Here is a 10,768-nt window from a genome sequence, read left to right as displayed (position 1 = left end):
GGCAAGGGCTTCAAGACGGTGATCGCCGCGCAGGCCTCGGCAAAAGTCTCCTTCCGCCTCGTCCACAAACAGGATCCGGAAAAAATCCGCGCCGCCTTCCAGGCATTCGTTAGAGAGCGCGTTCCAGCGGACTGCTCGGTCGAATTCCACCCGCATGGCGGCTCGCCGGCGATCCAGCTTTCCTACGACTCGCCCTTCCTCGCCAAGGCCAAGCAGGCGCTGTCCGACGAGTGGCCGAAGCCGGCGGTGGTGACCGGCAGCGGCGGCTCGATCCCGGTGGTCGGCGATTTCCAGACCTATCTCGGCATGGAATCGCTGCTGGTCGGTTTCGGCCTCGACGACGACCGCATCCACTCGCCGAACGAGAAGTACGAGATGAGCTCCTTCCACAAGGGCCAGCGCTCCTGGGCGCGCATTCTCGAGGCGCTGACACGCTGAAATTGCGCCAGACTCAAGTTTTTGTTGATTTTTCGCCGGATCGCGGCAAGGACGGGCATGGTCCGTCGCGCATCGCTGCACGGGGCCGCGACCGGAGAAGACGATGAGCGACATACGTTTCCATAAAAACGATTTGCCCGGCCTGCTGCATTACGATGTCGGGGCGGTCGCCATCGACACCGAGACGCTGGGGCTGAACCCGCATCGCGACCGGCTCTGCGTCGTGCAGATCTCGCCGGGCGACGGCTCGGCCGACGTCATCCAGATCGCGCCCGGCCAGAAGAAGGCGCCGAACCTCGTCAGCCTGCTGAAGAACCGCAGCATCACCAAGCTCTTCCATTACGGCCGCTTCGATCTAGCCGTGCTCTACAACGCCTTCGGCGTCATGCCGGAGCCGGTGTTCTGCACCAAGATCGCGTCGCGGCTGACGCGCACCTACACCGACCGGCACGGGCTGAAGGACATCTGCTTCGAGCTTCTCGGCGTCGGCCTGTCGAAGGCGCAGCAATCGTCCGACTGGGCGGCCGAGACGCTGTCGCCCGAACAGCTCGAATATGCCGCCTCAGACGTGCTCTATTTGCACCGGCTGCGCGACGTGCTGAGCGCGCGGCTGGCGCGCGACAACCGGACCAGGGAGGCCGATGCCTGCTTCCGCTTCCTGCCGACGCGTGCGAAACTCGACCTGATGGGCTGGGATGAGGAGGATATCTTCGCCCACAGCTAATGGCCTTCATGATAATTCTACTCCGGCGGCCTTCTGGCGCAGTTTTCTCCGCTTCCGGTGCTCACGGACCCAAATGTCCGCTCCGCTCCGGTTCTCGAAAACCACGCCATATGTCTCGCCGGAGCGAATTCTCATAAAGGCCATCGGCCAGGAACCGAGGGCGCTTGTCCCGGCGCTCCGTTCGCTTCACCGGGAGGAATTGAAATGGCTGCGCGAAAACCAATCGAAACGGCACCGAAGGACGGCTCCAAGATCACCGTCTATTGGCAGGACAGCAACGGTGTGATGAACGAGAGCATCGCGCAATACCGTTCGCTCGACCGGCTGAAGGCGGCCGGCGGCGACTGGGACGAAAGCGACGCCGGCTGGTGGGCCTATACGGACGGCCATACGCAAAGGAAGATCGAGCCGATCAGCTGGCGGCCGGCCTCCGACGACCCGGACGCGGACGACTGAGGATTGTCGCAACCGCCGACCTGAAGTGATTATTCTGAGGCAAAGCGTATTTTGTTCTTGCTTTGTGCCGGCAGCTATGCTACTAATTTCGGTATGGTGCTAATTGGCTCCAACGACCCGCCCGCCGAGGCGGGTTTTTCATTTCTGGCGTCTTCCGATCGGAAGTTGTGCGTGCTGCGGTGCACAGACTTCTCGCGAATACAGATGACGTTATCGGCCGGTCTCGGCGCTAATTCGATCGTTTCTCGGCCAATTGCGCGTAAGTCGGGTCAACCGGCAACGAAGGTCGATCATTCCTGTCAGTGGCAAATCGCAAATTTAGGAGATTAGCTGAAATCCTCCCTTCGTCATCCCTGGGCGGAGCAAGGAGCGAAGCGACGCGGCGCAGACCCTGGGATCCGTGCCGTTACCTTGCGGCAGTGCTCCAGCGGACCAGAACCAAACGCTGCCACCCCAGTCCTACGAAAAAGCTCGAAGCACTCTGGGACCGGTCGTCTCGATCAATTCGGTCTCCCATGGCGGAGCCAGCGCTTCAGCAGCTTCTGGCTCGCGGTCATGGTGGAAGGGCAACGAGCGCAATGGCGGATGCAAGCGCCGCTCTGAGCCGCTGCATTCTTCGGCGGATGTCACGGCATGGATCCCAGGGTCTCCGCGACGTCGCTTCGCTCCTGCTCCGCCCTGGGATGACGAAGGCGTGGTGGCAATTCGGCTAATCGCCAGCGTTGGAGATTGGCGGCTGTAGCTGGCCGGCAGCGAACGTCTACAGTTCCTTTCGGGCTCAATCGAAGAACTAAATCCTCTGTGCAAACGAACTAGCCTGCGGCAGTCGAATGTTGGTGTTTGGCGACAGACGTTAATCCCAACGTTCTCAGATCGTCTGCTTTTTGCCATCCCTGGTCGGCATGAGGTCGACGCCGTTGACCTTGCCGATATGCGTGGCCAGCATCGGCACAAACTGGTCGGTGGGGCCGGCCGCGAAGGCGCCGGCGAAGGCGTTCTTGGTGGCGTTGCCGAGCGGGTTGGCGATGCCGGCAGCACCCGCCATCGATTCGAGATAGGTAAGGTCCTTGAAGGCGTTGGCGATGGTGAATTTGTGCGCATCGCGGTCGCCTTCCAGCGTCCAGCGCATGAAGGTCTGGTAGAAGCCGCAGTCCATGCGGCCGTTGCGGATGACGCTGTCGAAGCGCGGCGGCGAGATGCCGACCTTCTGCGCCAATGCCAGCGCTTCGGAATAGATCGCGGCGTAGCCGAGCGAAATGAAGTTGTTGAGCAGCTTCATGCGGTGGCCGTCACCGGTGTCGCCGATATGGACGATGCGCCCAGCCCAGGTTTCGAGCACCGGCTTCAGCCGGACAAAGACCGCATCGGGCGCGCCGACCATGGCGTCGAGCGTGCCTTCCCAGGCCTCCTTCGGGGTGCGGCTGAGCGGGGCATCGACATAATCGACGCCGAGCGCCTTGAGCTCGGCGGCCAGCGCCACCGTCGAGACAGGATCCGAGGTCGAGCAGTCGACGACAACCGATCCCTGCTTCAGGCCTTCCTTGAGGCCGCCGGGGCCGCGGATGATGGCTTCGACCTCGCGCGAGCCGGTGACGCAGATGAAGACGATATCGGATGCCGCCGCGACGTCGCGCGAGGTCGCCGCTTCCCTGGCGCCCCGGCCGAGCAGGTCTTCCGCCGGCGTGCGGTTCTTGCGGCCGAGAAACGTCAGCGGATAGCCCTTGTCGACGATGTTCTTCGCTATGCCGTGCCCCATCAGGCCAAGCCCGATGAAGCCGATCTTTTCGCTCGCGGCGGTCGTGTTCATGTCGTTTCGTCCTATTTTGCAATGATGGATGACGGCGCTGCAGCTTGCCCGGCGAATTGTTGAAGCGGGTTTTTGCCGCATGCCATGGCAGGCGATTGCAGAGTTCGATATTGTCTGACAATACACATGAATTCCAGGGAGAGCAAAATGACGAAGCGGATCATGTTCACCGGCGGTAGCGGCAAGGCCGGGCGCCACGTCGTGCAGTATCTCGTCGAGCAGGGCTGCCAGGTGCTCAACATCGACACCAAGCCGCTCGACAATCCCAAGGTGCGCACGCTGATCACCGACATCACCGACAGCGGGCAGGTGTTCAATGCGCTGTCGAGCTATATGGGCCTGCATGAATTCGACCCGTCGCTGCGCACGCAGCCGGTCGATGCCGTGGTGCATTTCGCGGCGATCCCGCGCATCATGATTACGCCCGATAACGAGGTGTTCCGCATCAACGCGCTCGGCACCTACAACGTGATCGAGGCTGCGGTGAAGCTCGGCATCCGCAAGGTGGTGATCGCCTCCAGCGAGACGACCTACGGCCTGGTCTTCGCCAACGAACCGCGCGATCCGACGCATTTCCCGCTCGACGAGGAGTACGACGTCGATCCGATGGACAGCTACGCGCTGTCCAAGGTCGTCAACGAGAAGACCGCGCGGGCGTTTGCACAACGCGATGGCACCGACATTTACGCCCTGCGCATCGGCAACGTCATCGAGCCGCATGAATATTCGCTGTTTCCGAAATGGTTCGCCGATCCGGGTTTCCGCAAGCGCATCGCCTGGAGCTATATCGACGCGCGCGACCTCGGCCAGATCACGCTGCGCGCCATCGAGAAGGACGGGCTCGGCTATCAGGTGTTCAACGCCGCCAATGACGACACCTCGTCCGACCTGCCGACAGCCGAACTCCTGAAGCGGTTTTATCCCGATGTGCCGGTCAAGGGCGAACTTGGCGAATACGAGACGCTGCTCTCCAACCGCAAGGCGCGGGACATGCTTGGCTTCCGGCCGGAACACACCTGGCGGAAATATGTCAAGACGAGCTGACGGGCGCAGCTGACGCGGACCGGCACCGGGCCAGCCCCCGAATTGCTCGTCATGACTCCAGGCTCACACCCGCTACGACCGATGCGCCCACAACCTACGTTCAGGCGTTCGCCGTCTGGTTCATCCAGACGATTTCCCAAACGTAGCCATCTGGGTCTTCGATGTGGCGGTTATACATGAAGCCAAGATCCTGTGCCGGGTTGGGATCGGCGCGACCGCCCGCCGCAACCGCGCTGGTTAGTGTTGAATCGACGGCGTCGCGGTTATCGACAGTGAGGACGATCATTGCCTGGCTGTCGCGCCGTGCGTCGCCGATTGGGCGTGTAGTGAATTCGCGGTAGTGGTCATGGGTCAGCAGCATCACCCCGATCGTGTCCGAGAACATGAGCGAGGTGGATTTCTCGCCCGAAAACTGTGGGTTCACAGTGCCGCCTAGCGCCACGTAGAACGCCGTCGACGCCGACAGGTCACGGACAGGCAGGTTCACGAAAATCATTTTGGGCATCGATTTCGCTTTCTCCAGGGATGCGCGCTGCGCTATTATCTTGCTGCAATGTTAGTAGATGCAATGTATCTTGATTGCAAGATACACTGGCAAGGGAATACTTGACATGGATCGCGCCGAGGCCGCAGCTAAGGAATGGGCTCGCGAGCGCCCCGATCTTCCCTTGTTGCCTGTTGAAACGGTAGGTCGCCTGCTCGATGCCGCCGCGCGGGTTATCCGCGATCACATGAACCCGTTGCTCAAAGAAGCAGGCCTGAATGTAGGTGAGTTTGATGTGCTAACGCCGCTCAGGCGCGCCGGTGAACCCTACATGCTCTCACCTACTCAGCTCTACGAATCGGCAATGATCTCCTCGGGCGGCATGACGAGCCGCCTCGACCGGCTGGAGCGCGCCGGGCTGGTTGAACGACGCCCCGATCCCAACGACCGGCGCGGCAAGCAAATTGCGCTGACAACTGGCGGCAAGCGCGCGATAGACGATTTGATCGGTCCAATGGTGGCCCTAGAAGAGCAATTAATCTCCGTGCTGACGCCGGCGGAGCAGGAAACTCTTAACGCACTGCTTAGGAAATTGCTGACAGGACTTTGAATTAGAATGGTTCGTCGTTTTACGGAAACGCCAAACCGATCTATCTTTTTGTTTTGACGCAATTCCGGACGGAAAACCGTTTCACACCTTTCCTGGAATTGCATTAGGTCGTTGTCCACGTCGGCAGTCGCCTCTGCCTCTGAATCAATGAGTCCTGACCCTACTTGTGCTTCCAGAATTCGGCCTGGAGTTGCGCCGCTTCATCGGCAAGCAGCGGGCCGACGACTTCAGTCGGACGCTGCCCGGCTTCGAAGACGATCCTGCAGGGCAGGTCGAGCGTGGGGTTCTCGACGTGTGCGCCCGTCGACGCCTTGAGGTCATGTTCGCTCTGGCCAAAAACGACCCGTCCGATGCCTGCCCAATAGATTGTCCCGGAGCACATCGCGCAAGGTTCAGCCGAAGTGTAGAGTGTGCAGGAGGCCAGCTTTTCGAGACTGACATTCATCCCCGCCCACGCGGCCAGCAGCCTTTCGGCATGAGCGGTGCGGTCGCCCCCGCCGGCTTTGTAAGCGTTGGGCTGCTCGCGCAACACATTGCCGTCTTTGTCAGCGAGGAGCGAACCAAAGGGATGTTCGCCGGCATCGCGGGCCTTGCGCGCGACTTCGAACGCCTGACGGAGCAGGCGCTCATCATAGGGCCGTTGTGGCATCGGCGGATCCTCCGCCGCTTGACAATAGTGCCAAACGATCCGCCGACACAAGTCGGCAGCCTGGGCGGTAGCGTCTCGGTTTGAAATCTAGACTGTAATCCCATAATCGCATGTGTGTCGAAGTTCGCACGCTAGCGCACTTTCAGTACACCGCCATCTTTGTAGATTAGCGAGGCTTGACGATTGGCTGCCATGTGAGTGCGTGCGAATTTGCGACAGCGCTCATCTGTGTTGATTTGGCGTTCGACCCAACGTCGCCAGTGAGGATCTGACAAGGCAATGCGTTCCGCTTCGAGGAGGCTTACGCCGTGCCGAGCGCGAAGCTCTTTGATGTGAATTATCCAACGATCTCGATCTGCCATGGACGATCTTACCGTTTCTTCGTAGGAACCACGCTTGCCGGGCTTGGGCGCGACGGCGCAAAGAGCTGGCGGCCGCTCGTAGGTCTGCCCAAACGGGTTCCGACCTTGAGGCTCTCGCCATTCTGGCTGGGAGAACGAAATACAAGGGCGGTAACCATGTAATGTGGCTATCAGCCTTTCAGGCACACAGGCCCTTTCCAATCGGTCGGCATGGCGGAGACCCTGAGGTAAGCCCTCATGTAAAGAAAGTGGTTCTTGGGCTCTTGGAGGCAGACGCAGCGGCTTGGGAAGACTGGCGCGACGCGCAAGGATTAGATGACACAGAAGAAAATGACGGTGGAAACAATGGTCACGGACATTCTTAGAAAACCCTACGCCCGGATGGTGATTCCTGATTCAGACGGAACTTTCTCCGCCGAGATTGTCGAGTTTCCAGGCTGTGTCGCCATGGGCGAAACAGCGTCAGAAGCCTTGGAGAATTTAGAGGAGGTAGCCGCCGACTGGATTGGGGCCGCCGTCGCTCAAGGTCAGGAAATCCCGGAACCAATGGAAACGGCAGGATATAGCGGAAAGCTTGTGCTTCGCATGCCAAAGAGCCTTCATCAGCGGACGGCATTGTATGCGGAACGCGACGGGGTCAGCCTGAACCAATTTATCGTTACATGTCTTGCCGAACAGGTCGGCCTTCGTGCGCGGCCTGTAGTGTTAAGTGCGCATTCAATGCAAACAGCCTTGGCTCCGCTCTTTCTAATGCAAATTAGTCAGATCGTGGCCCCTTCGCTGGCGCCTCAACAAGACTATCTCAGTCAAAGAGTTGCTTCTGGGTCAGATGTACTCAGAACCCATATCAACAAAAGAGCTATGTCCCATGCCTGAAATCAAACAGTACGACTTCAAATACAAGGAAGTAGCCGAGGCGTTGGTGAAACAGGCTGGGCTTCATGAAGGAAGATGGCAAATTGTCATGAGTTTTGGCTTGGGGGCAGCCAACATGGGACCTACGCCTGATGAAACAGTCCCAGGGGCAGCTGTGGCCGTTACAGGCATTGGCCTTATAAGGGCAGCCGAAACTTCGCCCAACGCGCTCGTAGTCAACGCCGCAGAAGTTAATCCGGTTTCCACCTAGAGGTAGCCGCCTTCCTTGCGATCTCGGCGCGCCGTTCCGGTGTCATGTTGGCGGCGCGCTTCTTCCCACCCTTCGAACCAAGCTCTTTGGCGGCGGCGCTTTTGCCGTCGTCGATCACGTCGTCAGTTTCCTCACCGGTAGCAATGCGCATGACTTCACGGCGTTGCCGATCACGTCGGCGGGGCGCTTCTGGCCTTTAGGTCCGGTTGGCATAGGCTGGCTTCTCAAGTGTCCGGGCATCATTCATGCAGTCGGCCTTTATAGCCTCATAGTCCGGGCCCTGCCGTTCAACCGAGCGTCCGTCATAATGGCGACCGCTAAATCGGTACACGCCAACTGAGACCTCGCCAGAGGTAAACGTCCAACCTTCCAATGCGTCTTGATTGTGATCGCTCACGGCTGCTCCCATGCTTTCCGGTAAGCATATAGGAGGTCAGCCCGATATGGGAAATTTCAAACTGACCCACTCCCGCCCAGGCTCAGGACTCGTTGCGACTAGGCCGTTGAGCCAGCCAGATGCTGCCGATGACGAAAACGACGCCGGCGATTTGAGGCAAGGTCAGCGTCTGGTCCAGGAATACCCATCCAAGCAGCACGGCGGTCACCGGGCTGAGGAAAAGCAGCGACGACACCACCGCAGAGTCCAGTCGCGCAATGCCCCGGAACCAGAGGACATAGGTCAGCGCCGCACCGATCAGCCCGAGCCACGCCAGTCCAAGCAGGTTGGCCCCGGTCGGGATTGGGATGGAGGGCTCGAAAAGCAGGGCCACCGGAACGAGAAGGAGACCGCCGGCGGTCAGTTGCCATGCCGTGAAGGTGAGCAGCGATCCAGGCGGTTGCCACTTACGGGCCAATACGCTTCCGAAGGCCATGGAGGCCGCCCCGGCGAGGCCGGCGGCAACGCCGACCGCATCGAGCCTCGCGTTCGGGGTCAGCACAAGCAATGCAACACCGGCGATCCCGACAAGGGCAGCGACGATCGCTAACGGTCGGATAGGGCTGCCAAGCAGGGCAGCGGCAAGGAAAATCACCATCAACGGCTGGACCGACAGCACCGTCGCCGCGACCCCGCCAGGAAGCCGGTAGGCGGCGACAAACAACAGGCTCAGGAAGATCGAGATGTTGAGGGCTCCGAGCACGAAACTGCGCAGCCACCAGACGCCCGTCGGCAGTTGCCGAACGATTGCGAGCAACAGCAATCCGGCGGGCAAGGCTCGCAGCATTGCGACCGTCATCGGCGAAAAGTTCGGCAAGAACTGCGTGGTGACGATATAGGTGCTGCCCCATATTGCGGGTGCAATGGCTGTAAGCAACAGATCGGAACGGTGCGTTTTCATAAGATTTCCAGTACTTCGGCAAGAGGGCGGCGCGGCTTTTGCGGCCAGTTGCCGGGCGCGGCGCGGCCGATCGCGATGAGCATCACCGGCACTTCGTTGCGTCCAAGGCCGAACTCGCGGGCCACGCCTTCGGCATCGAAGCCTCCCATCGGACCAGCGACGAGCCCCAGCGCTTCGGCTGCAAAAATCAGCGTCGCAGCGCCAAGCGTTGCCGAGCGCACGGCTTCGTCGCGGGCCGCCCGAGGATCGGCATATTGGGTGCGGGCGCCTTCCTGCCAGCCCGAAGCCATATCCGCCGGCATGAAGCCGGCTTCGACGAAAGGAAGCAGCCTTGCATTGAGGGCGGCGTGGTCGGGCAGCACGCCGCATACAATGAACGTGACGGCTGCCTCCTGCACCTTGGCCTGGCCATGGGCCACGCTGCGCAGCCGTGCCTTTGCTTCCGGCGTCCGCACGGCGATGAACCGCCAATTCTGAAGGTTGTAGGCGGTTGGCGCGCGCGTTGCGAGGCGTGCCAGTTCCTCGACCTCGGCATCCGTCAATGCGTGCGAGACATCGAACCGATTGGCCGACATGCGTCGCTCGATAAGGGAGATTGTGGGGTTGGTCATCATGTCATTCCGAAATTGACTAAGCCGTTCGGGAAGCAGATATGGAATTTACCAACAGACGATAATATGTGACAATTGAAAGACATTGTTTACTGGAAGAGAATGGTGCGATGGATCGCCTGACGGCGTTGCAGGTTTTCCGCCACGTGGCGGAACTGAACAGCTTTGCCGAAGCCGGACGGCGGCTCGGCCTCTCGCCTCCGGCGATCAGCAAGAACATCGCCGAGCTGGAGGCGTATCTGGGGGTGCGGCTCATCAACCGGACTACGCGGCGGATGGCCCTGACCGAAGAAGGCAGGATCTACCTGGAGCATGTCACGCAGGGGCTCGATGCGCTGGCCAGGGCCGACCAGGTTCTCGGCCCGATCAAGACGGCGCCGAGCGGCACGTTGCGAGTCAGCGCGCCAATGACTGTCACGTTGACACGGCTTTCGGCTGCCATTCCCGCGTTTCTATCGCGCTATCCCGATTTGAAACTCGATCTGCATCTTGACGACAGGCGCGTCGATATCGTGCGGGAGGGATTTGACCTTGCCATTCGCGGCAGCGACAATCTCGAGGATTCCAGCCTGGTTGCCAGAAAGCTTGCGGTCATGCCGCACGTGCTTTGCGCAGCTCCGTCCTATTTCGAGAAGCATGGCCGGCCCAAAACGCCTTCCGATTTGAAGGCGGCCAATTGCATCCGGTTCAGCCTCTCGGGCCATGCGGACATATGGGAGTTCCGCCAGGACGGCCGTAGCGAGCGGATCGCCCTCGAGGGACGATATTCGGTCTCCTCAAGCCTTGCCGTGCGCGATGCGCTGCGCGCCGGCTTCGGCGTCAGCCTGATCCCCTATCCCTATGTCGAGAGCGATCTGACAGCAGGCCGGCTGCAATCGGCTCTGGATGACTGGGAAAAGGTCGAAACCACGCTCTACGCGGTCTATCCGGCACGCCAGCACCTCGCCCCGAAAATCCGCGTCTTCCTTGATTTCCTGATCGAGGAATTCAGTCGGGACAAAGAGAAGCCGTTCGTGCCTCTCCGGCGTGAACGCTCGGCAAAGCGCGTTACCGGCGAGGCGACGGATACGGAAAATCAGACCTGAGATATTGCCGTCAATTCCATCTCCTTGACACGCCT

Annotated in this window: 14 protein-coding genes; 8 read left to right on the top strand and 6 right to left on the bottom strand. The window is 60.3% G+C overall.

The window, feature by feature from the left end; translation table 11 throughout:
- The 3 genes from E5W70_RS14105 to E5W70_RS14095 form a co-directional block, all read left to right on the top strand.
- A partial coding sequence (locus E5W70_RS14105; RefSeq protein ID WP_292659005.1) for a M20/M25/M40 family metallo-hydrolase occupies positions 1 to 438 on the top strand: 438 nt, incomplete at its 5' end.
- A 103-nt stretch (positions 439 to 541) separates the two neighbouring features.
- Entirely contained in the window at positions 542 to 1,162 is a 621-nt protein-coding gene (locus E5W70_RS14100; RefSeq protein ID WP_023675237.1) for a ribonuclease D, read from the top strand.
- A gap of 204 nt (positions 1,163 to 1,366) precedes the next feature.
- The gene (locus E5W70_RS14095; protein ID WP_292659001.1) at positions 1,367 to 1,618 is read left to right on the top strand and encodes a hypothetical protein; all 252 of its coding nucleotides are present in this window, start codon (positions 1,367 to 1,369) and stop codon (positions 1,616 to 1,618) included.
- Between the two features lie 868 nt (positions 1,619 to 2,486).
- On the opposite strand, the gene E5W70_RS14090 is transcribed toward E5W70_RS14095, so the two are convergent.
- Positions 2,487 to 3,425, bottom strand: coding sequence for an NAD(P)-dependent oxidoreductase (locus E5W70_RS14090; protein ID WP_292658998.1), 939 nt, complete (start codon positions 3,423 to 3,425; stop codon positions 2,487 to 2,489).
- A gap of 147 nt (positions 3,426 to 3,572) precedes the next feature.
- On the opposite strand from E5W70_RS14090, the gene E5W70_RS14085 reads away from it, so the two are divergent.
- Positions 3,573 to 4,469 carry an NAD(P)-dependent oxidoreductase gene (locus tag E5W70_RS14085; RefSeq protein WP_292658996.1) on the top strand — a complete coding sequence of 299 codons (897 nt, stop codon included), beginning with the start codon at positions 3,573 to 3,575 and terminating at the stop codon, positions 4,467 to 4,469.
- A gap of 100 nt (positions 4,470 to 4,569) precedes the next feature.
- Here the strand turns inward: E5W70_RS14085 and E5W70_RS14080 are convergent, their stop codons facing one another.
- Positions 4,570 to 4,974: a VOC family protein gene (locus E5W70_RS14080; RefSeq protein WP_292658994.1), complete on the bottom strand. Its 405-nt coding sequence runs from the start codon at positions 4,972 to 4,974 to the stop codon at positions 4,570 to 4,572.
- 106 nt (positions 4,975 to 5,080) lie between these two features.
- On the opposite strand from E5W70_RS14080, the gene E5W70_RS14075 reads away from it, so the two are divergent.
- Positions 5,081 to 5,563 carry a MarR family transcriptional regulator gene (locus tag E5W70_RS14075; protein ID WP_292658991.1) on the top strand — a complete coding sequence of 161 codons (483 nt, stop codon included), beginning with the start codon at positions 5,081 to 5,083 and terminating at the stop codon, positions 5,561 to 5,563.
- Between the two features lie 160 nt (positions 5,564 to 5,723).
- Here the strand turns inward: E5W70_RS14075 and E5W70_RS14070 are convergent, their stop codons facing one another.
- Positions 5,724 to 6,212 (bottom strand): nucleoside deaminase, encoded by a 489-nt coding sequence (locus E5W70_RS14070; RefSeq protein WP_292658989.1) that lies wholly within the window; start codon positions 6,210 to 6,212, stop codon positions 5,724 to 5,726.
- A gap of 677 nt (positions 6,213 to 6,889) precedes the next feature.
- Here E5W70_RS14070 and E5W70_RS14065 point away from each other — a divergent pair.
- A complete protein-coding gene (locus E5W70_RS14065; RefSeq protein WP_292658986.1) occupies positions 6,890 to 7,450 on the top strand; it encodes a type II toxin-antitoxin system HicB family antitoxin in 561 nt (186 codons plus the stop codon).
- Positions 7,443 to 7,700 (top strand): hypothetical protein, encoded by a 258-nt coding sequence (locus E5W70_RS14060; RefSeq protein ID WP_292658983.1) that lies wholly within the window; start codon positions 7,443 to 7,445, stop codon positions 7,698 to 7,700. Before E5W70_RS14065 ends, E5W70_RS14060 begins: the two co-directional genes overlap by 8 nt.
- On the opposite strand, the gene E5W70_RS14055 is transcribed toward E5W70_RS14060, so the two are convergent.
- From E5W70_RS14055 to E5W70_RS14045, 3 genes are all read right to left on the bottom strand, one after another.
- Positions 7,681 to 7,818, bottom strand: coding sequence for a hypothetical protein (locus tag E5W70_RS14055; protein ID WP_292658980.1), 138 nt, complete (start codon positions 7,816 to 7,818; stop codon positions 7,681 to 7,683). The genes E5W70_RS14060 and E5W70_RS14055 overlap by 20 nt on opposite strands.
- A 361-nt stretch (positions 7,819 to 8,179) precedes the next feature.
- Positions 8,180 to 9,037 (bottom strand): EamA family transporter, encoded by an 858-nt coding sequence (locus tag E5W70_RS14050; RefSeq protein ID WP_292658977.1) that lies wholly within the window; start codon positions 9,035 to 9,037, stop codon positions 8,180 to 8,182.
- Positions 9,034 to 9,648 (bottom strand): nitroreductase family protein, encoded by a 615-nt coding sequence (locus tag E5W70_RS14045; RefSeq protein WP_292658974.1) that lies wholly within the window; start codon positions 9,646 to 9,648, stop codon positions 9,034 to 9,036. The genes E5W70_RS14050 and E5W70_RS14045 overlap by 4 nt, the downstream gene beginning before the upstream one ends.
- 110 nt (positions 9,649 to 9,758) lie before the next feature.
- Here E5W70_RS14045 and E5W70_RS14040 point away from each other — a divergent pair, with 110 nt between their 5' ends.
- Entirely contained in the window at positions 9,759 to 10,733 is a 975-nt protein-coding gene (locus tag E5W70_RS14040) for a LysR family transcriptional regulator (RefSeq protein ID WP_292658972.1), read from the top strand.
- The last annotated feature ends 35 nt before the right edge of the window (positions 10,734 to 10,768 follow it).

Source organism: Mesorhizobium sp., from assembly GCF_005063415.1.
In the GTDB taxonomy this organism is placed as follows: Bacteria; Pseudomonadota; Alphaproteobacteria; order Rhizobiales; family Rhizobiaceae; genus Mesorhizobium.
Note: the sequence above shows the minus strand (reverse complement) of the source record. Positions and strands in the feature narration are given on the sequence as shown.

Coding starts and splice junctions, on each gene's coding strand:
- E5W70_RS14050 (WP_292658977.1), bottom strand. CDS start 9,037: ATGAAAACGCACCGTTCCGATCTGTTGCTTACAGCCATTGCACCCGCA.
- E5W70_RS14065 (WP_292658986.1), top strand. CDS start 6,890: ATGACACAGAAGAAAATGACGGTGGAAACAATGGTCACGGACATTCTT.
- E5W70_RS14070 (WP_292658989.1), bottom strand. CDS start 6,212: ATGCCACAACGGCCCTATGATGAGCGCCTGCTCCGTCAGGCGTTCGAA.
- E5W70_RS14075 (WP_292658991.1), top strand. CDS start 5,081: ATGGATCGCGCCGAGGCCGCAGCTAAGGAATGGGCTCGCGAGCGCCCC.
- E5W70_RS14090 (WP_292658998.1), bottom strand. CDS start 3,425: ATGAACACGACCGCCGCGAGCGAAAAGATCGGCTTCATCGGGCTTGGC.
- E5W70_RS14080 (WP_292658994.1), bottom strand. CDS start 4,974: ATGCCCAAAATGATTTTCGTGAACCTGCCTGTCCGTGACCTGTCGGCG.
- E5W70_RS14060 (WP_292658983.1), top strand. CDS start 7,443: ATGCCTGAAATCAAACAGTACGACTTCAAATACAAGGAAGTAGCCGAG.
- E5W70_RS14040 (WP_292658972.1), top strand. CDS start 9,759: ATGGATCGCCTGACGGCGTTGCAGGTTTTCCGCCACGTGGCGGAACTG.
- E5W70_RS14085 (WP_292658996.1), top strand. CDS start 3,573: ATGACGAAGCGGATCATGTTCACCGGCGGTAGCGGCAAGGCCGGGCGC.
- E5W70_RS14045 (WP_292658974.1), bottom strand. CDS start 9,648: ATGACCAACCCCACAATCTCCCTTATCGAGCGACGCATGTCGGCCAAT.
- E5W70_RS14100 (WP_023675237.1), top strand. CDS start 542: ATGAGCGACATACGTTTCCATAAAAACGATTTGCCCGGCCTGCTGCAT.
- E5W70_RS14095 (WP_292659001.1), top strand. CDS start 1,367: ATGGCTGCGCGAAAACCAATCGAAACGGCACCGAAGGACGGCTCCAAG.